The sequence below is a fragment of the Mycobacterium sp. OAS707 genome (assembly GCF_014873705.1).
In the GTDB taxonomy this organism is placed as follows: Bacteria; Actinomycetota; Actinomycetes; order Mycobacteriales; family Mycobacteriaceae; genus Mycobacterium.
In genome coordinates this window covers 853,542-872,091 of the sequence record NZ_JADBDS010000001.1, presented here as the reverse complement: position 1 = coordinate 872,091, position 18,550 = coordinate 853,542, and the positions used below count along the sequence as shown (strand labels likewise).

16 protein-coding genes are annotated in these 18,550 nt (G+C 61.3%); 9 read left to right on the top strand and 7 right to left on the bottom strand.

Translation table 11 applies throughout. The features are described from left to right. Window positions 1-224 precede the first annotated feature (224 nt). Entirely contained in the window at window positions 225-1,232 is a 1,008-nt protein-coding gene (locus tag GGC64_RS04260) for an oxidoreductase (protein WP_192721193.1), read from the bottom strand. 18 nt (window positions 1,233-1,250) lie between these two features. Further along, complete coding sequence (locus tag GGC64_RS04255; protein WP_192721192.1) at window positions 1,251-1,445, bottom strand: ferredoxin; 195 nt, start codon at window positions 1,443-1,445, stop codon at window positions 1,251-1,253. A 551-nt stretch (window positions 1,446-1,996) separates the two neighbouring features. Between GGC64_RS04255 and GGC64_RS04250 the strand changes: the two genes are divergently transcribed. Continuing rightward, window positions 1,997-2,602, top strand: a complete 606-nt coding sequence (locus GGC64_RS04250; protein WP_225951161.1) for a TetR/AcrR family transcriptional regulator — start codon at window positions 1,997-1,999, stop codon at window positions 2,600-2,602. Window positions 2,603-2,618: 16 nt separating this feature from the next. Here the strand turns inward: GGC64_RS04250 and GGC64_RS04245 are convergent, their stop codons facing one another. Continuing rightward, window positions 2,619-4,322 carry a class I adenylate-forming enzyme family protein gene (locus GGC64_RS04245; protein ID WP_370581973.1) on the bottom strand — a complete coding sequence of 568 codons (1,704 nt, stop codon included), beginning with the start codon at window positions 4,320-4,322 and terminating at the stop codon, window positions 2,619-2,621. Window positions 4,323-4,338: 16 nt separating this feature from the next. Further along, window positions 4,339-5,538 carry a MaoC family dehydratase N-terminal domain-containing protein gene (locus GGC64_RS04240; protein ID WP_192721190.1) on the bottom strand — a complete coding sequence of 400 codons (1,200 nt, stop codon included), beginning with the start codon at window positions 5,536-5,538 and terminating at the stop codon, window positions 4,339-4,341. Window positions 5,539-5,820: 282 nt separating this feature from the next. On the opposite strand from GGC64_RS04240, the gene GGC64_RS04235 reads away from it, so the two are divergent. From GGC64_RS04235 to GGC64_RS04205, 7 genes are all read left to right on the top strand, one after another. Beyond that, a complete protein-coding gene (locus GGC64_RS04235; RefSeq protein ID WP_192721189.1) occupies window positions 5,821-6,819 on the top strand; it encodes an acyl-CoA dehydrogenase family protein in 999 nt (332 codons plus the stop codon). After that, the gene (locus GGC64_RS04230; RefSeq protein ID WP_192721188.1) at window positions 6,803-7,975 is read left to right on the top strand and encodes an acyl-CoA dehydrogenase family protein; all 1,173 of its coding nucleotides are present in this window, start codon (window positions 6,803-6,805) and stop codon (window positions 7,973-7,975) included. Before GGC64_RS04235 ends, GGC64_RS04230 begins: the two co-directional genes overlap by 17 nt. An 80-nt stretch (window positions 7,976-8,055) precedes the next feature. Next, window positions 8,056-8,877 carry an enoyl-CoA hydratase/isomerase family protein gene (locus tag GGC64_RS04225; protein WP_192721187.1) on the top strand — a complete coding sequence of 274 codons (822 nt, stop codon included), beginning with the start codon at window positions 8,056-8,058 and terminating at the stop codon, window positions 8,875-8,877. 61 nt (window positions 8,878-8,938) lie between these two features. Continuing rightward, window positions 8,939-9,292 (top strand): nuclear transport factor 2 family protein, encoded by a 354-nt coding sequence (locus GGC64_RS04220; protein ID WP_192721186.1) that lies wholly within the window; start codon window positions 8,939-8,941, stop codon window positions 9,290-9,292. Then, the gene (locus GGC64_RS04215) at window positions 9,289-10,914 is read left to right on the top strand and encodes an AMP-binding protein (RefSeq protein WP_192721185.1); all 1,626 of its coding nucleotides are present in this window, start codon (window positions 9,289-9,291) and stop codon (window positions 10,912-10,914) included. The genes GGC64_RS04220 and GGC64_RS04215 overlap by 4 nt, the downstream gene beginning before the upstream one ends. Before the next feature lie 19 nt (window positions 10,915-10,933). Further along, window positions 10,934-12,259, top strand: coding sequence for a cytochrome P450 (locus GGC64_RS35235; RefSeq protein WP_192721184.1), 1,326 nt, complete (start codon window positions 10,934-10,936; stop codon window positions 12,257-12,259). Further along, complete coding sequence (locus tag GGC64_RS04205) at window positions 12,249-14,099, top strand: NAD(P)/FAD-dependent oxidoreductase (protein WP_192721183.1); 1,851 nt, start codon at window positions 12,249-12,251, stop codon at window positions 14,097-14,099. The genes GGC64_RS35235 and GGC64_RS04205 overlap by 11 nt, the downstream gene beginning before the upstream one ends. A gap of 245 nt (window positions 14,100-14,344) precedes the next feature. Here the strand turns inward: GGC64_RS04205 and GGC64_RS04200 are convergent, their stop codons facing one another. Then, on the bottom strand, window positions 14,345-15,226 hold the full coding sequence (locus GGC64_RS04200; protein ID WP_192721182.1) for a mycofactocin-coupled SDR family oxidoreductase: 882 nt from the start codon (window positions 15,224-15,226) through the stop codon (window positions 14,345-14,347). Between the two features lie 221 nt (window positions 15,227-15,447). Then, entirely contained in the window at window positions 15,448-16,098 is a 651-nt protein-coding gene (locus GGC64_RS04195; RefSeq protein ID WP_369434978.1) for a TetR/AcrR family transcriptional regulator, read from the bottom strand. A 215-nt stretch (window positions 16,099-16,313) separates the two neighbouring features. On the opposite strand from GGC64_RS04195, the gene GGC64_RS04190 reads away from it, so the two are divergent. After that, window positions 16,314-17,087 carry a spirocyclase AveC family protein gene (locus GGC64_RS04190; RefSeq protein WP_192721180.1) on the top strand — a complete coding sequence of 258 codons (774 nt, stop codon included), beginning with the start codon at window positions 16,314-16,316 and terminating at the stop codon, window positions 17,085-17,087. 22 nt (window positions 17,088-17,109) lie between these two features. On the opposite strand, the gene GGC64_RS04185 is transcribed toward GGC64_RS04190, so the two are convergent. Further along, on the bottom strand, window positions 17,110-18,483 hold the full coding sequence (locus tag GGC64_RS04185; protein WP_192721179.1) for an aminotransferase class V-fold PLP-dependent enzyme: 1,374 nt from the start codon (window positions 18,481-18,483) through the stop codon (window positions 17,110-17,112). Window positions 18,484-18,550: the final 67 nt, after the last annotated feature.

The window sequence follows — 18,550 nt, the reverse complement described above, 5'->3', positions numbered from 1 at the left end:
CGCCGCCAACGGTATAGCGCATCGCGAACCGACGCGTCGAAGTATCAAGTGATATGCATTAAGACCAAGCCGGACGAGCTCTTCGCGCCGCCACCCGGGCCGCACGTTGGACAGCACACGGAAGAGTTACTTGGCGCCCTGTCGGGCTACGACGCGGCCGGAATCGAGCGGCTTCGTTCGTCGGGTGCAATCGGATCACCATCACGTGTCAAACCACCGTGCGGCTAGAAACCGTCGGCGATGCGCACCACCGCGCGCCCGGAGTATCGGCCCGCGCGAACTTCATCGAGCACCCCGACAACGTCTTTGGCATCGACATCATGCAGCACATCCGAGATGTGTTGTGGGCGAAGCGAACTGCCCAGTTGCTCCCATAGTGCGCGGCGCGGTCCAATGGGCATTTGTACCGAGTCGATGCCGAGCAGGGAGACACCCCGCAGGATGAAGGGCATCACGGTTGTCTGCAAGCCCGCGCCTCCGGTGAGCCCGCTGGCCGCCACTGCACCGCCGTAACGGATGGTGCTCAGCACGTCGGCCAGCGTGGCCCCGCCGACGCAGTCAATTGCTCCTGCCCATCGTGTCTTGCCCAGTGGTCGCGGCTTCGCGTCCGGGTCCTCGGGTAACCGGCCAATGACCTCCGTTGCGCCCAATGCCTTCAGACGTGCTTCCGCCTCCGGCTTTCCCGTCGAGGCCACCACCTCGTAACCCGCTGCAGCCAAGAGATCGACGCTCACCGAGCCCACTCCGCCCGTCGCGCCTGTCACCACGATCGGTCCGTCCTCCGGCGTGATGCCGTGCCGCCGCAGTGCCTGCACGCTCATCGCGGCGGTGAAGCCTGCGGTGCCGATGGCGGCTCCCTCATGCGGACTCAGGGAGCCGAGCTTAACAACCCAATTCGCGGGCACCCGTGCATATTCCGCATAGCCACCATGCCTGCCCGTGCCAATCTCGTAGCCGTGCGCCAATACCAACTCGCCGACCGCGAATTCGTCGGCTTCCGACGATACGACCTCGCCGGTGAGGTCGATGCCCGGCACGATCGGATAGTTGCGCACGACACCGCCTTTCGGCGTCAGCACTAGCGCGTCTTTGTAGTTGACACTCGAATAGTGCACCCGGATGGTGACCTCCCCGGGCGGGAGGTCAGAACTTCCCAATGTCTCGACCGCCGTCGTGATGCCGTCATCGTCCTGGCGGGCAACCAATGCCGTGAATCTGTCTGAGGAACTCATGAACAGTTGCCCTTTCCTCTAGGGGAGTATTTCAGTGATTGCTTGTTCGGGACAGTTCGCGATGGCGTCCGTAACCGCGCTCTCCACAGCCGCGGGCACTTCACCCGGGTCCGCGACCGCCCAGCCGTCATCGGTCATCTCGAAAACCTTCGGACACAGCGTCAGGCACATGCCGTGGCCGGCGCAGCGGTCCTCGTCGACGGTGACCTTCATGTGTTGTCCTCTGCTGCATCCGCTTCGCGGCGCGTGATCAGCCGCATCAGCAGCCCGCGATGATTGGTGTGCATCGGCGAGTGACAGACGACTGCACGCCCAGCCACCACTTGCGCCGGTACGCCTATGGAGCTTAGCAGGTTGATGCCAATGGCTGTACTACTGAAATGCAAATACACTTTTCTTGATTAGAAGAACCGAGTAGTCTATTTCAGAGAGTCATCTTCTCACTTGAGATGTCCTTGGGGCGGTGGCGATAGTGCTTGTCGGGCGGATGGCGATCCGAACATCGGATCAGTCGCGCGATGCCGATATGGTGGCGGTATGCCGCCACTAGTCGCATATCCCCGCGGCCGCATACGTTGTCGCGGCATTTCGCAGTGGCGATCCGGTCATGCACTCGCTGGGGATGGTCGCCGATGAAAACGGGGGACACACCCAACTGGGCGTCGGGTCCAAACGGCGTAGCGGGTAGTACTTGGCAAGAGCGGGCAGTCGAGCGTCGGCTCGGCGAGGCGCGGGCGCGGGCCGTTGAGCGCAGTACCCAGTTCATGGCGACCGCACTCGAGCTTGTCCAGGAGTCGGGGCCGGGCAATTTCACCTTGCAGGCACTCGCCGATCGAGCAAACCTCAGCCTGCGAACGTTCTATCAGCACTTCGCCGGCAAGGACGAGCTGTTGCTGGCGCTGTATGAAGACGTCACTTCGAAGTACACCGAGGCAATCAGGACCCAGGTCGAGGCCGCTGAGGACCCGATGGGGCAGCTGGAGGCGTGGTGCCGAGGTGTCTTGTCGCGCCCGGGCGCATCGAAAGCAGTAGGCGGCCGTTTGGTTTTGATCTACAACCTGAGCCTCGAGTTGGATAATCCAGAGGCATTCGCCAAAGTATGGGAGCCGCACCGGAAGCTGCTGACGGAGATCCTGACTGCCTGCTCGGAAGCTGGCTTGATTCGAAACGATCTCACGCTGCCGCAGTTGACTTCTCTGTTGGGCTACACGCTGACATCTTTCGGCCAATTCAACGCGTTGCATGAGGGGATGGAGGGCGCCAGCCTCACTGAGGACGTTGTTTGGTCCTGGTGTCGTCAGGCGATCATGCCGTCGGCGGCTGTGCGCGGGGACCATGGACCGGTTGGGAAGTCGTCAACCAGCGACTGATAGCCCGGCGTGTAAGTCATTGCTCTGTAACGGATTCGGATAACCTCAGCATGGCCAGATCGCGCAGATCACTTGCCTTGATTTTGTCGCTGCCGGTGAGCGTGATGTCGGCGTCGTCGAAGAACAGCACGCGGCGGGGCACCTTGTAGCTCGCCAGCCGGGCACGCAAGTATTCGCGAATCGCCTCCGGTTCCAAGTTTGTGCCTTCGCGCGGCACGACGCAGGCAACGACGATCTCGCCAAGCGTGTCATGCGGCACGCCAACCGTTTTGGTCACCTTCACACCAGGGTGCTTCGAGAGTGCATCGTCGACCTCTAGCGGTGAAACATTCGCTCCGCCTGTTTTGATGACGTCCGACAGCCTGCCTTCCCAATACAAGCGGCCGGCGTCATCGAGATAACCGTTGTCACCGGTATGAAAGAACCCTTCCGAATCCAGCGTCTCGTCCAACGGGACGCCGAGGTAGCCCAGCATCAAAGTGGGGCCCTTGACACAGATCTCCCCTCTTTCACCACGCGCAAGCACCACGTCGGTGATCGGATCGACGATCTTGAGGGTTACCCCGGGCAAGGGTAAACCCCAACTGTCGGCATGCACCTCTTGTGATGCGTTCAGCTCGAAAATAGTTGAGATAGTGAAGGTTTCGGTGTTACCGTAGGCGTGATCGGGGAGATGCCATTCGTGAGAGACCGTCGGATGGCGGGCTATTGGTGTCTTGACGTCAGCGAACTTCATGCTGCTGAGGTCGACCGTCAACCAATTAGGTGCGGCCTCGACTTGAGCCCACTGGTGCGGCCACGCGAACGGATAATTGACTCGTTCGGCAGCCATCAACTCGAGCGCTTCAATCGCATCGAACGTCGACTGCAGAACCAGGCACCCACCCGCCGCAAGCGTTGCGCCAAGCGACATCACGAAATTGCCAGACCAAAAGTAACCGTTCGCCGACCAGCACCGGATGTTGTCCTCTGGTTCGAACTCACACACTCGCCGAAAGCGCCACATCTGTATGGTGACGCCGCGATGTGCACTGAGAATACCTTTGGGTTTGCTCGTCGTGCCGGATGAGAAAAACAGCACTCCGACATCGCTGGGGCGCGTTGCCTCGCCTGTCGCGCGGATAAGTTCGTGCGGCTCTTTTCGGCCGCGAGCAACGAAGGCGTCCCATGTGTCGATGCCAGGGGTCGCATCGCCGAAGGCTGCCAGGTAACGAAGGAACGGAAACTTCTCCGATTGCAGCGTGCCGGGCGCGGACGTGCTGATTTCGGGGGCAATCTCGGACAACACTGCCGCAAAGTCCGTCTTGAGCACCTGCCGCTCGAACAACAGCACGGCGACACTTGACGCGGTGAGCAAGTACTCGAGTTCGGTCGCCGTCGAGAACGTGCTGAGTGTGACAGCGACGCCGCCGGCGAGCGAGATCCCGAAGAAGGCGGAAATCCACTCGGGCCGGTTGGTCATCAAGACGCCGACCCGAGCGTCTTTGCCGATCCCAATCGCGCGCAGCGCGCGCGCTACTTCCACGGCGCGATCGCATAGATCGGCGTAGGTCCACCGAGTGCAGGCGTCGGCTGAGCGGAAAACCAATGCTTCTCTGTCGCGGTACATCGTGGTCACATCGCGCAGAAAGCCGGGCAATGTGAGGGTCCCAAGTCCTGGCTCATCGCGCAGCGACGGGCCGGACACTATCGAAAGCGGCAGACCCGCTTTAGAATTCACGTGGCAGGAGTTCTCGTCAGGCGGGTAACTCGATCTCGGCTACACACTTCACGAGTTCTTCGCCGTTCTGGTTTGTCAGGTGAAGTTGTATCTGGACGAGGGGGACACCCCAAGACGAGTCGGCCTCCTTACCGATGATCTCGGCGTCGAAGTACGTCACGTCACCCTCGAATGCGGGACCGCGGAAATCGGCTTTACTATGGCGGACCATCCCATCGTGGCCGGCCCAGTATGCGAGATAGTCTGTGCACCAAGCACCCATCGTCGCGCCGTAGCCGTACGCGCGGGCCATGCCCACTTCGGTCGCTCTCTCGGCATCGATGTGACCGCGTGACGGTCCGAGATAGAGCCCGTCGCGCTTGCGGGGATCAATGAACGCGTCGTCTTCGTCGAACGCGAAATCCTTGCCGAAACCGGGATCCTGGTAGACCCACGGATCCTCGACGTCGGGCGGCGTCACCCACTCGAAGCCGCCCCAGATATTGAAGACAAACGCGCGGTACTCGGTGGTGAAGGTCGCGATGCTGTGCGGACCGATGACCCGGCGGGGTAGGGTGTCGCCGACCTTGACTTCGTCGAAATGCGGTGATACGCCGAGCCGATTCGACTCCAGCCAATCGCGGCGGACTCTATCGATCTCGTCCATCTCGTGTTGTGACCATCGCTTGATCTCTCCGAGCTGGCTCTCGAACATGCCCCGTTTCACCGCTTCTTCGTAGAGGTAACGAATCGCAGTCGAGCGCTCGCGGGCGACAAGTACACCGTTCTGGTTCTTGTGAACGGTGTCACCACGCGAAAACATGGTGGGTCCGGCGAACTTTGTATCGACCACTTTGTAATCGTGGAAGCGTCGAGTCTGAAACAGCTTGTCCCCTGGGCGCACCGGGCAACCGTAGAACCACCATTCCTCTCCACCGAAGATGAGATGGCTGTTCGGGATGTGACCGACGCATGCCGGTGCCGCGCCGTGTCCGTAGTCGAGCGCGACGGCGATGGACTGCGGAGCGATGAGGCCGCCGAACTTCGACGAGCGAGCGAATTGCTCGTTCCAGTGGATCGGGTTGGGATAATCCATCGCCATCACCCACCGGCGGATGTCAGACGAACTGCATGGATCCCACAGTTGACCGCCGCCGACGGGCTGGCCTACTCGATGGTCGACGTCGGATAGGTCGAGCTCGACTTGCGGCGACTTAGCGGTGGGCTTGCTGGCCATAGTGATCTCCTGCGGTGGCTGATGGCGTGGCTTCCGGGGTTGCTCCGGCTAACGGCATGCGACCACTTGTGCAGCCATATGTGTGGCGATAGCAAATCACGTTCCACGCCATAATCGTCGGCGGTCCATGGCGGCGCCGCCTCTCCGATCCCTTCCTGGACAAAGGTGTCAAGCATGGATGCTGCTATTGGATCATCTCGATTGTCAAGATCTGCCTACGTTGACTTTCACAGAACGAGAACGTTATTCTCACGTTGCACGTTCGAACGAGATGGGGCGCCAGTGCTTCTAGAGCTCGACGACGACCAGCGTCTTTGGCGGCAAACTGTCGAGGAGGCCCTGGCCAAACAGTGCCCGCCGTCTGTGGTTCGGGCGATCGCGCAGGGCGAGGATGACGGTGATGACCTCTGGCAGTGGTACCGCGACCAGGGGTGGACGGAACTCACCGGCGCAGAGAGCTTTATAGAACTCGCCCTTGTTCTCGAGGAGTTGGGGCGAGCAACGGACCCGACTCCGTTCTTGGCCACCACCACGCAATTCGCGCCTCTAGTTGGTGACCGCGTGGATCCGCAAAGATCGGGCGCGGCCGTCTACGAGGGCGTGTCTGCACATCGCAAGGGCGTCGGATGGGTGCTCGACGGCGTAGCGCGTTACGTCCTCGACGCAGACCGCGCCCAGCATCTTGCGGTCGTCACAGAAGCAGGCGTCTTCGTGGTCGACGGCGATCGCGTGAAAGCCCGGCGCGCAGCCGTATTCGATCCCGCACTGCACGTGGTCGACGTGTTGTTCGACGGAGTCGAGGTCAGCGAGGAAGACCGGACCGCCACCGACACCGAGCGCGCACGACAAATTGCACTCACCGGCATGGCCATACATACCGTCGGTGCCTGCCAACGGATTCTGGACATGGTGCTCCAACACGTCAGGGAGCGGCACCAGTTCGGAGTCGCTATCGGCTCATTTCAAGCCATTCAACACAAGGCCGCCGATATGCATGTGTTCATCGAACGCGCACGCGCGCTGGCGTATTTTGCTGCGGTATCCATCGCGGCCGACGATCCGAGGCGCCGTCTGACCGCCAGAATGGCGAAAGCCGCTGCAGGAGAGGCGCAGTCGCACGTTGTGAGACACGGTATGCAGTGCTTCGGCGCGATGAGCCTCACGTGGGAGAACGATCTGCAGTTCGCGATCAAACGTGCGAAGGCGGGTGACCTGATGCTTGGAGGAGCGGCGGAACACCGCGCGGTCATCGCAAGGGAGTATCGTGCAGCTGACTTTTGACGAGGACGTCGAGGCGTTTCGTGCGGAGTTCTCGGCATTTCTAGACGACAACCTGCCAGCCGAGTCGGACACGCTCGAGCGCCCGCGATCGGTCTCTCATATGCCGCAGTGGGCCAGAGACTGGCAACGTCTGCTATATGACAACGGCTGGTTGTTGCCCGCCCAGTCGCCGGAGTTCGGGGGCCGAAACGCCACTGTGCTACAGCAATTCGTGCATCTCGACGAGTTGTGCAGGCGCAGGATCTATCACAGCTTCAACCCGCAGGGCGTCAACATCATTGCAACGTCGCTGATCGCTTTTGGCACCGAAGAGCAAAAGCAGCGATGGGCGATACCAGTTCTTCGTGGAGAGATGACCGCGTCGCTGGGAATGAGCGAACCGAGCGCTGGCTCCGATCTTGCGTCGCTGAGCACGAGGGCTGTCCTCGAAGGAGACGAATTCGTCGTCAACGGTCAGAAGGTATGGACGTCAGGCGCGCACCACGCGGACTTCCTCTTCACTTTCGTGCGCACCGACCCGGATGCTCCCAAACACAAGGGGATCTCTGTGTTGGTAGTCCCTACCAACAGCCAGGGCCTGGAGTGTCGTCCGTTCGCTGATATCGCCAGTCAGGACAATCTGGACTTCAACGAAGTCTTCTTCGCCGACGTCCGGGTGCCCGCGGAAAACCTTGTCGGCGAGCTCAACAAGGGCTGGCGGGTGGCCAACGGGTCCCTCGGCCACGAGCGAACGATGATGTGGCTGCTGTTCGCCGACCGCATCGACAATCTCATCGCGGACTGCCGGCCGCGCACCTCGGTCGAGCGCGACCAGTACGCGTCGATGATCATGGACTATCACGCATTGCGCGCCATGGGGTCAGCAGCGCTGGCCCGCGCCGCACGCGGAGAGGCAGATACTGCCTCCGTGTCGGTACTCAAGCTCTTCGGTTCGGAAGCCGAAAGGCGGGCAGCCGATGTCTTATTGGAAACGGCGGGCATCGAAGGTCTGCTGCATCCAGTGACCGGTCGCTACGAACACATGAACTACGACGAGTATTTCGCAAGCAGTTTCGAGCGCTACACACGAGGTATCGCGGCAACCATCGCCGGAGGTACGTCCGAAATCCAACGCAACATCATCGCCCAGCAAGTTCTCGGCCTTCCGCGCGCCTGAGACCGTGGTCATGCCGATTTAGCACATGAGCGAATAGGAGACATGTTTTGCCTGAAGCAGATTGGGCTGGCATGACGTGCGTGAAGGTGCAACGGGAGTCGTGCATTGTCACCGTACGCTTGAATCGACCCGAGAAGATGAACGCCATCAACAGCACGATGGAAAAGGAGTTCTACTCGGTACTCGCTGACTGTGACCGCACGGAGGACATCAAGTGTGTCGTGCTGACGGCGGAAGGTCCGAACTTCTCCTCCGGTCATGACATTGCGCAGGTTGCCGCCGAGACAATCGGCGGTCAGACACCGGCGACGATAGAGGACAAGTACTGGGTGCATACGGGCGATTTGCTCCCACCGTGGCGTTTCAGAAAGGGACTTGTGGTCGCCGCCAAGGGATTCGTGGGACCTCACGCGAATACCTTCTTGTTAGCCGCCGACGTGGTCATCGCCGCTGACAATTCGCGCTTCAGCTGGGAGGAATCTCGCGTCGGGGTCGGTGCGCCGTACGGCCCTTATGCGCTCATGCCGTTCCACTTTCCCATCCGCGTCATGAAACAGCTGTGGATGACCGGGGGTTGGCTGGACGCCGAGACCGCCCATCGCCTGTTCTACGTCAACAGGGTCGTCGCGCTCGGCGAAGAAGAGGACATGGCGATGCGTTTTGCCGAGCAGATCGCGCGGATGGAAACCGGTGACCTCATCGCGAACAAGCGTGGTACGCATCGCCTCTATGAGGCTGCTGGACTTTCGGCGATGGTCGACGTCGGCCGAGATCCGTACGCTCCCAGCGCACAAGCAGCACTCGCCAAAGAGCATCACCTCCGTCTGATACACGAGAAGGGCGTGAAAGCCGCTGTCAGAGAGCGTGATACGGGCTGGGATGACGATGTAAGCAAAGTTTGACCGCGTGAACCGCCGAACGACTCGACAGTGCTAGAAGGGAACCAGAATGCCAGACGCCAATATGATCGTCGCGGCGATCAATGCGCATTGCGACACCCTCAGCGACCACGACAAGGAAGGTTGGTTGGCGCTTTGGGCTGATGACACCGTTTTGGAGGATCCGGTTGGAGTGGACACCTACACCGGTATCGAAAGTTTGCGAGCAGAGTTCTGGAAGTTGGTCACGGATCTTTCACCGATGAAACTGTGGCTCGAGCGCGACGTCATTGTCTGTGGCAACGAGGCCATCGCCATCTTGCAGGGTGTGGTGACGCGCGAGGGTGCAATGCAGCACGTTGGTCCGCTCGTCGATCACTTCACCTTTGACGACAGCGGGAAGATCAAGACGATGCGTGCGTTCTGGAAGTACGCGTGACATCATCGTCAGCGGAAACGCTGCCCGCCATCGTGAATCGGATGGCGAAGGACGATCCTGACCGGACGTTCATCCGGACCGTGGACGGTGAGTCCGCGACGTGGGGGGAACTGCAGTCGTCGATGGACGAATGGGCGGCTCGCTTCGTAGCACTCGGAGTACAGCGAGGCGACGTCGTTGTCACCATCCTCGACGCGGGTCTGGACTCGGTGGCCGTCTGGCTAGGGCTGGCGAGTCTGGGCGCGATCGACGCGGCGACAAATCCGGAGTTCCGTGGGCGCATGCTCGCTTACGCGATCAACAACTGCGCTCCCGCGTTACTGGTGGTGGCCCCAAAATATGTCGGCGTTGTCGAGACCGTCGCCGCCGACTTGCAAAGTGTCGAACACGTGCTCGTAATCGACGGTGAGCCGTACGACGCCGAACAGAACTCACCTCTGCCCGGCATCACACGGGACTCGAGTCTGCGACTTGACATGATGGCAACGCGCGAACGAGTCAGCGTGCCCGAGTTTCACGATATCGCCTGCATCACCTACACCTCGGGTACCACCGGACCATCCAAAGCCGTGAAGCTGCCGTGGGGCCAATTGCACTCCATCAACTCTGGGACATTTCCGATCGAGGACCTCACGTCGGCGGACGTCTTTTACTGCACGACGTCGCATGCCCACTTTGGTTCGAAGTCGATTCCGTACAACGCCGCGATGGTCGGTGGGCAAGTAGTCATGAGATCGCGCTTCGCGTTGATCAGCTTCTGGGACGATGTGCTGAACTACGGGATCACCACCGGCATGCTCGTCGGCTCAATGGCCGACGTGCTCCTGCGTAATCCCGAAAGTCCGACATGCCCAACGAGTCTCAAGAACGTGTTCATGGCGCCGCTGGGTGCGAATTATCGAGAATTCAGCGACAGGTTCGGCGTCCGCATCTGCACCGTGTACAACAGCACGGAAGGCGGTGTGGCCATCAGGTCCGGCTGGAATCCTTCGAACAGTCGCACTGTCGGCCGGCTGCGGGATGGCTATCCCGGGTTCGAAGTCCGACTGGTGGATGCGAACGACTACGAAGTCGCCGATGGAACGGTCGGCGAGTGTGTGGTTCGCTCTCGCGTGCCATGGGTGATGAATGCGGGTTACCTGAACAACGACGGAGCGACGGCAACCGCTTGGCGTAATGGATGGTTCCATACCGGGGATGCGCTCGTGCGCACCCCGGATGGTGACTACATCTTCGTCGATCGTCTCAAGGACGCGATCCGTCGGAGGGGCGAGAACATCTCGTCGTTCGAGGTCGAGGCGGAGGTGTTGCGCAACTCGGAGATCGTCGAGTGCGCAGCGGTCGCGGTACCCGCCGACAGCGTCGAAGACGAGGTGATGTTGTTCGCGGTGAGAAGGCAGGGGTCCACGATCAGTCCGCAGGATCTATACGAAGATCTCCAAAGTCGGATGACCAGGTTCATGATTCCCCGCTACTTGGAATTCGTCGACGAGCTGCCGAAAACCCAAGCGACCCTGCGTGTCATCAAAGCCGACTTACGGCGGCGGGGAGTCGGTCCCGACACGTGGGACGGCAAACAACAGTCGCCTCGCACACAAGCGAGCGCGGGTGTGAACACGTGACGGACGGAGGGCACATCTTGTGACGACAGAAAATTCAGCAGTGGAGACCGGTTGCCCGGTTGGCGCCGAGCGTCTGGACTCCCTCGACGGGGCGTCCTTCGTTGATCCGGCTATTCAACAGAAGCCGTTCGCCTACTACCGCACCCTCCGCTATGACGCCCCGGTCCATTTCGAAAAGGATCTGGGTATGTACCTGGTGTCACGGCATGAAGACCTCACTGAAGTACTTCGTGATCCTGTCGTGTTCTCGCAGGAACTCGGCTACTACCAGCAGATGGCACACGGCCACCTTGATGAAGTGAAGGCCATACTCGAGCGAGATGGCGGCGGTTTTTTCCCCGACGTCGCCAACATCGATCCGCCGCGCCACACGCGGGTACGCCGTCTGCTGTCACAGGCTTTCAGCAGAAAACGAATGAAATCCCTTGAGCCGCAGTTTAAACAGATTGTTGATGGACTGATCGATGGCTTTGTTGGGCGCGGGGAGGTAGACGGACTGCACGAACTCGCATTGCCGATGGCGATTGCCTTCAGCATGCAGCAGCTCCAGGTCGATGATCTCGACATGGCCACAATCAAGAAATGGGGCAGTGCCTATCTGTCGCAATTCAGTCTTGCGAACACGCGTGAAGACATGGTGCGTGCCGCCGGCGAGTTGGCCGAGATGCAGAACTACTTGATCGCGCTGGTCCGGCGACGCATGGACAATCCCGAGGACGACATGTTGTCCGACATCATCACGGCCCGAACGCCCGACGAGGAACCACTCAGCTTCGACGAATTGGTTGCCACCGCTCGCGCGCTTCTCATCAACACCCATGATTCGATGTCGACGGCGTTCACCAACATCCTGTTCCACGTGGTGACCGATCCGCAGATAGCCACCCACTTCTACGACGCTGTCGACGACGACTCCCAGATGGGACGATTCATCGAGGAGCTATTGCGTCTCGATCCACCGGTGCGAGCGCTGTCCAGAGTCACCACCGAGGCGGTGACCCTGGGAGGTACGGAACTGCCAAAGGGCGCGCACCTTCTCGTGCTGTTTGCATCTGCCAACGACGACGAGTCAGTGTTCGACTGCCCACGCCGGTTCGATCCAAGCCGAATCAATATCCGCAAGAGCATGACCTTCGGCGCGGGGGTCCACCTTTGCCTTGGCGTCTCTCTCGCGCGGATGCAGTTGCTGGTCGCGGCGAAACAGACGGCGAGGCGGCTGCGAAATCTCGATCTCGCGATACCTGTCGAGGAGATCCGTTACCTACCCAACGCCGCGCTCCTGGCGATGGAACGACTTCCCCTGACCTTCTCTCCTATACCCGAAGGACGTGCCGATGACGTGTGATCCGACGAATCTGCCTGACCCGGAGGATGTCGATATCGCGGCCCTTCGCAAAAGGTATCGCGACGAACGGAATCGACGCCTTCGTCCTGAAGGTCAGGAGCAATACGCCCCGGCCGTCGAGGGCATAGATGCGATTGATTACAGCGATCCGCATATGCCCCGCATGCCGCGAAGCGCAGTGAGTGAAAGCTTCGATGTGGCCATTCTCGGTGGCGGCTGGGCGGGCATCTTGGCTGCGTATCATCTGCGCAAGGCGGGCGTCGAGGATGTTCGAATCATCGAGCAGGCAGGCGATTTCGGTGGCGTATGGTACTGGAACCGATATCCCGGACTCTCATGTGACAACGACTCGTACTGCTATCTGCCCCTATTGGAGGAGATGGAATTCTTCCCGACGAAGAAGTTCGCGGAAGGACTCGAAATTCGTGAGTACTGCCAAAGCGTCGCAGCCAGATTCGACCTCTATCGGTGTGGACTTTTTCACACCTGCGTGAATGCGCTGAGTTGGGACGAATCGATCAGTAGGTGGCGCATCGGAACCGACCGGGGCGATGACCTGCGGGCTCGCTTCGTGGTGATGGCCCTCGGGCCGATCAATACGCCGAAGGTGCCCCGCGTACCGGGCCTCGATGATTTTGAGGGCAGGATGTTTCACACTGCCCGTTGGGATTACGAGTACACCGGCGGCAGTCAGGAAGCGCCGGTTCTCGACAAGCTAGCTGACAAACGGGTTGCGATTGTCGGCACTGGCGCCTCGGCTATTCAGGCAGTGCCGTTCCTGGCCAAATTCGCCGGGCAGCTGTACGTGCTGCAGCGAACCGCTTCGACCGTAGATGAGAGGCACAACACGCCGACAGATCCAGCATGGCTAGCGACGTTACAGCCTGGCTGGCAACGCGAACGCCAGATGAACTTTCACCGCGCGGCGATAGACGGTCTGATGCCCGGTGAGTCGGATCGAGTCTGTGACATCTGGACCGAAATCAACCGGAACCTCTCGGCAGAGTTCGAACAGACAGGCTGGCCGCAATCACCGGAGGACTTCCTCGCGATGCGGGAGTTGATGGACTTTCGGGTCATGGAGCGGTTGCGCAATCGCGTCGATGCGGTGGTGAAAGACAAAGAGACGGCGGCGATCCTGAAGCCATGGTATCGACACATGTGCAAGCGGCCCGCCTCGAGCGACGAGTTCTATCCGGCATTCAACAGGCCCAACGTGAAGCTTCTCGACGTGTCACGAACGCGAGGGGTGGAACGGATCACCGCCCGCGGATTCATTCATGAGTCCATCGAGTACGAGATTGACTGCTTGATTTTCGCTAGCGGGTTCGAGGTGACCAGCGATCTCCAACGGAGATGGGGAATCGACAAGGTATCCGGCCGCGGGGGCCGATCTCTCTATGATCAGTGGGCGCACGAATTTCGAACCCTGCACGGTGTCATGACACACGGTTTTCCCAATCAGTTCTACATGGGCTTCTTCCAGGGCGGCTTCAACGCTTCGACCACTGAGACATTCAACAACCAGGGTCGTCATATCGCATGGATTGTCAGCCAGGCACTCCAGCGTGGCGCGACGTTCGTCGAACCCAGCCTCGAGGCCCAGGACGCATATGTACATCATGTCCGTGAAGTGGCCATCGATACCACTGATTTTGTTCGAGAATGCACACCGGGCTACTTCAACAACGACGGGCAGGAAGTAACGGACGAGGACGGCAAGCTGCGGCCAAGAACGTACCTTGGGGAGACATATGGCCTGGGGTACTACGCATTTGAACAGCTTCTCGAGGACTGGCGTTCGGATGACAGCATGTCAGGCCTGGTGATCGGAACGTGAGTACGACAATGCGCTTGCGACTCGTGTGATGCGTATAGAACCGTTGCCGGCCAGGAATATTCCGAAGCTGAACAACTAAGCAACCCAACAGCTTCTCGACGTGATCTTCACCGTGGGCGGATATGACACGTTGGCGAAGGTGTTCGATTCACTGCAGCTGGAAATCAAGCCAGCAACCGTTGCGCTGATGACACGCGACAACAGGCCGGACGTGATGCGGGTTGGATCGAAACATCGGAGATGGCCTAGCCGCCAGGACCGTTGGGCCACTTGAGCAACGAGCCGCCGTCGACCCGGATCTGTTGTCCGGTGATATAGCGGCTCTCCTCGCTGGCCAGGAAAACGCTCAAGTTCGCCATGTCGTCCGGTTCAATGTACGGAATCGGCATGGCTTGGAAGATCGTGAACAACGGTTCGGCGTCCTCGCGGGTGGCCTGCTTGCCCTGCTGGGTGAGGTCGGGTCGGAACATGCTGTACATCCCGTCGTTCTGCAACAGGTGGGTGTTGCAGTTGGTCGGGTGGATGGCGTTGACCCGAATCAGCCGGTCCGCCAATGCCAGTGACATCTCTTCTACGTATTCTATGAGCACCCGCTTGCTCCAGCCGTACCCCCTGCCGCCGGGACCCATGTTCGGGTTGTCGGTGGTGCCGCGGATCATGCCTGCGGTCGAACCCGTAATGATGACCGACGAACCGTTCGGCAGGTGTGGGACCGTGACGGCGACAGTGTTCATCACGCCGAGCAAATCGACATCGCTGGCGTCGACGAACGCCATCGCGTCGTGTGGGCGGCCCATTGCCATCGGCAGAATGCCCGCGTTCGCGAGGACGATATCGATCTTGCCGAGGTCCGCCAGTCCCGCTTCGACCGCGTCCCGCAGTTCATGTCGCTCTCGGACATCGCCCACGCGCGCAACGACCCGCCGGCCGAGTTCCTTCACCGAGCGTTCGGTCTCGGCCAAGTCGTCTGGTGTGGCGAGGGGATAGGGATTGGACGGAATGTCGCGGCAGATGTCGACGGCGATGATGTCGGCGCCTTCCCGGGCCATCGCGATCGCATGGGCGCGTCCTTGCCCGCGCGCCGCGCCGGTGATGAAAGCAACTTTTCCTTCGAGCCGACCCGGCATCCGGACCTCCTGAATCCACCGGACACCCGGCGCCCAAACATTTGTTCCGAACACTATATGGGAAGGTCGTCAGTAGGCAAGACCTGCATACGCTTCAGTCGGCGCGCCTCGATCTGCAGTGCGGTGCCTTCGGTATCGGTGCTCCACTCCCAGAGTCGCCGAAGGGGTTTGGAAGAGGCGAGCACGCGCGAGAGTGTCTCGACGTCAGCGCTCCGAAATCGCTACGGCCGGTGCAGGAAGCCGTGCAATATCGCCTGCACGAGCTCGTCGACGATAGCCTCCCGCGGTGGCGGATCGGCTCCGTAGAAGGTCGAGCGCAGCGCGACCATGCCCACGATCATCGCGACCGTCGAATGCGCAGGCAGGTCGGGCTGGGTAGACCGCATTCCGCGGATGCTCATACCTTCGGCGCTGATCTGCCCGAGCACGGTGAGGGCTCGTCGGATGTCCGCGATGCCTGCGCTCTCGATCTCTTCCTCGCTCAGCCCGTCCGCCGCCACCAGTGTCAACACCAGACCCTGGTGCTGCACCAGCACGTCATACAACTGGCCGACGAACTGCTTCGAGAGCTCTTCCTCGTCCGTCTCCTCGGGGACGACGGCATGCCACGTCTTGCCGAAGTCATCGACGAAGTTCGTAAACGGCAGCACGAGCGCTTCGCGAAACAATCCGGCCTTCGAGCCGAAATGGCGAAAGAGCAAGTATTCGGTGACGCCGGCGGCCTCGGCGATCTCACGGGTCGTGGTTGTCCGGTAATCCCGACGGGCGAACAGTTCTCGTGCCGCGTCGAGCAGCAGCCGCCGCGCTTCGCCGCGGCGGCGCCGCACCGACTCGGTGGCCGTTTGCTTCTTGACGGAACCTCGCTGGGGCACGGTAGTCACTCCTAGGTCCGCGCTCAGCGGCTGACGAAGGTCCCACGATAGCGCTCCTTGACCCATCACAAGTAATAGTATCCACTATTACTTGTTTGGTGGTCGTGCGGAAGGGAAGGGACTGTGGGCCAATTCATCATGCTCGGCACACTGGTCGGGCTGATCGCGCTGATCTTCGGCCTGGTCATCTATTTCGACCCCGAGGCGCGAAAGCGTTGACGCCGTTGTTGACGGCCGCCAACGCCTTCGGCTGGCTCAGCGGCATCGTGTTCACCGTCGCCGGGATCTATCTGAGCGTTCGCCGTGGACGGCTGCACCCGCTGCTGCTCTTGTGCATATCGGCGATTTCGTTCTCGTGGATCGAAGCGCCCTACGACTGGGCGATGTATGCGCAATTTCCGCCGGCGCTTCCACGCATGCCGTCGTGGTGGCCGTTGAACATGACGTGGGGCGGATTGCCGTCGTCGGTGCCGTTGGGTTACATCGGCTACTTCTGCATTCCCGCCGTCGTCGGCGCCGCGCTCGGCAGAGCGCTGAGCGCACGGTTCGGCTGGCGCAGACCGATCACGCTGTTGATCGTGGGCCTGGTCGTCGGGTTCTGCTGGGCACTGCTGTTCAACGGGGGCCTCGGTGCCCGGCTCGGAGTCTTCCACTACGCGTACGTGATTCCCGGGCTCGGGCTCTTCGAGGGGACGTTGCATCAGTATCCGATCTACGACGCGATCGCGATGGGCATCCAGATGATGGTCTTCACCTACCTGCTGGGCCGGACGGATTCGCAAGGCCGCAATGTCATCGAAGTGTGGTCGGACAGGTTGTCGAAGACTCGTCTGCAGTCGGCGCTGATCTCCGTCGCCGCGGTCGTCGTCATCGGAAACGTGCTCTACGGTGCGGTTTTCGCGCCACATCTCGTCACCAAACAGCTGGGTTACGTGACCTCGGGCCCCGATGTGCAATTGTTCCCGGGAATTGCCAACCAGCCACGCTAGGGAAGGCCGGCGCGACGAATGCTTATGCCGTGACCACTGCGGCGATTGCGGCCGCCGAACGGTCGATGTCGTCGTCCGTCGTCGCCCAGTTCGAGATCGACACCCGCAGCACATACTCGCCGTTCCAGGTGGTCCCTCCGAGCCAGCACGTGCCCTCACGCTGAATCGCGGCGACCGCGGCACGTGTGGCCTCATCGCCGCCGGGCAGGCGGACCAGCACCTGATTGAGCACGACGTCGTTGAGCACCTCGGCACCGGGAATAGCGCTGAGCTGCTTGGCCATTCGAAGCGCCTGGGCGCAGTTGCGGTCGACCATCTCGGCAATTCCCGCGCGGCCAAGCGAGCGGATCGCCGCGTAGACGGGAACCGCGCGCGCCCTGCGCGAACTCTCCGGCACATAGTTGGTGTTGTCGCGCTGACCGGGATCGGCGACGAGGTACGGGCCCGACAGGCGCATCGCGGCGAGGTGAGCGTCCGGATCGGCGACGATGGCCATCGCGCCGTCGTACGGGACGTTCAACCACTTGTGTGCGTCGACGGCCCAGGAATCCGCGCGCTCGATGCCCTCGGTCAGGTGTCGGGTCCGCGCAGATGCCGCGGCCCACAGGCCGAATGCGCCGTCGACGTGCAACCACGCGTCATGCCGCGCGCATATGTCAGCGATCGGCCCCAACGCGTCGAACGCACCGGTGGCGACATTGCCTGCCTGCGCGCACACAATCGTCGGACCGTCGTTGGCGGCCAACGTTTTTGCCAGCTCGTCGGGATCTATCCGGCCTTGTGCGTCGGCCTGCACCCGGATGGCGGTCTGCTCCCCGAGGCCCAGCAACCGCAGGGACGTGTAGATCGTCGCGTGGGCCTGCTCGCCGCACACGATGCGCACCCGCGGCGCGCCAATCAGGCCGTCGCGCTCCACATTCCAGCCCGCGCGCTCGAAGACGGTGTGCCGCGCCGCGGCCAGGCATGTGGTGTTGGCGCCTTGGCCTCCGGTGACGAAGCCGACGCTCGCGCCGGCCGGTAGGCCGAGCAGTTCGAGCGCCCACGCCGAGGTGATCTCCTCGATGGCCGCCATGGCGGGGGACAACGAATGAAAGGCCGCGCACTGGTCCCATGCCGACACCAGCCAGTCTGCGGCCAGCGCAGCGGGCAATGCGCCACCGATGACGAAGCCGAAGTGCCGTGGCCCCGGGGTGGCGACGAGGCCCGGTTCGGCGCCTGCAGCGAGCGCTTCGATCACTGCGGCAGGCTCTTCGCCGTGTTCGGGCAGCGGTGAGCCCAGGACGGCGCGGACGGCTGCGGCGTCGGCACGGGCCGCCACCGGCCGCTCGTCGAGGGTGGCGAGAAACGCCTCCGCGTGCCGGGCGGCAACGCGGAGGCCTGCGGTGCGGTCAAGCATGAGCCGAACGTTACGCGTCAGTCCGGCGCGACTGTGACCCGACAATACATAGCCGGAAGAATGTAGT

What these genes read in the sequence shown, in the direction of transcription:
- GGC64_RS04220 (WP_192721186.1), top strand. Translation starts at nt 8,939, where the DNA reads ATGATCGTCGCGGCGATCAATGCGCATTGCGACACCCTCAGCGACCAC.
- GGC64_RS04260 (WP_192721193.1), bottom strand. Translation starts at nt 1,232, where the DNA reads ATGAGTTCCTCAGACAGATTCACGGCATTGGTTGCCCGCCAGGACGAT.
- GGC64_RS04200 (WP_192721182.1), bottom strand. Translation starts at nt 15,226, where the DNA reads ATGCCGGGTCGGCTCGAAGGAAAAGTTGCTTTCATCACCGGCGCGGCG.
- GGC64_RS04255 (WP_192721192.1), bottom strand. Translation starts at nt 1,445, where the DNA reads ATGAAGGTCACCGTCGACGAGGACCGCTGCGCCGGCCACGGCATGTGC.
- GGC64_RS04240 (WP_192721190.1), bottom strand. Translation starts at nt 5,538, where the DNA reads ATGGCCAGCAAGCCCACCGCTAAGTCGCCGCAAGTCGAGCTCGACCTA.
- GGC64_RS04205 (WP_192721183.1), top strand. Translation starts at nt 12,249, where the DNA reads ATGACGTGTGATCCGACGAATCTGCCTGACCCGGAGGATGTCGATATC.
- GGC64_RS04185 (WP_192721179.1), bottom strand. Translation starts at nt 18,483, where the DNA reads ATGCTTGACCGCACCGCAGGCCTCCGCGTTGCCGCCCGGCACGCGGAG.
- GGC64_RS04250 (WP_225951161.1), top strand. Translation starts at nt 1,997, where the DNA reads ATGGCGACCGCACTCGAGCTTGTCCAGGAGTCGGGGCCGGGCAATTTC.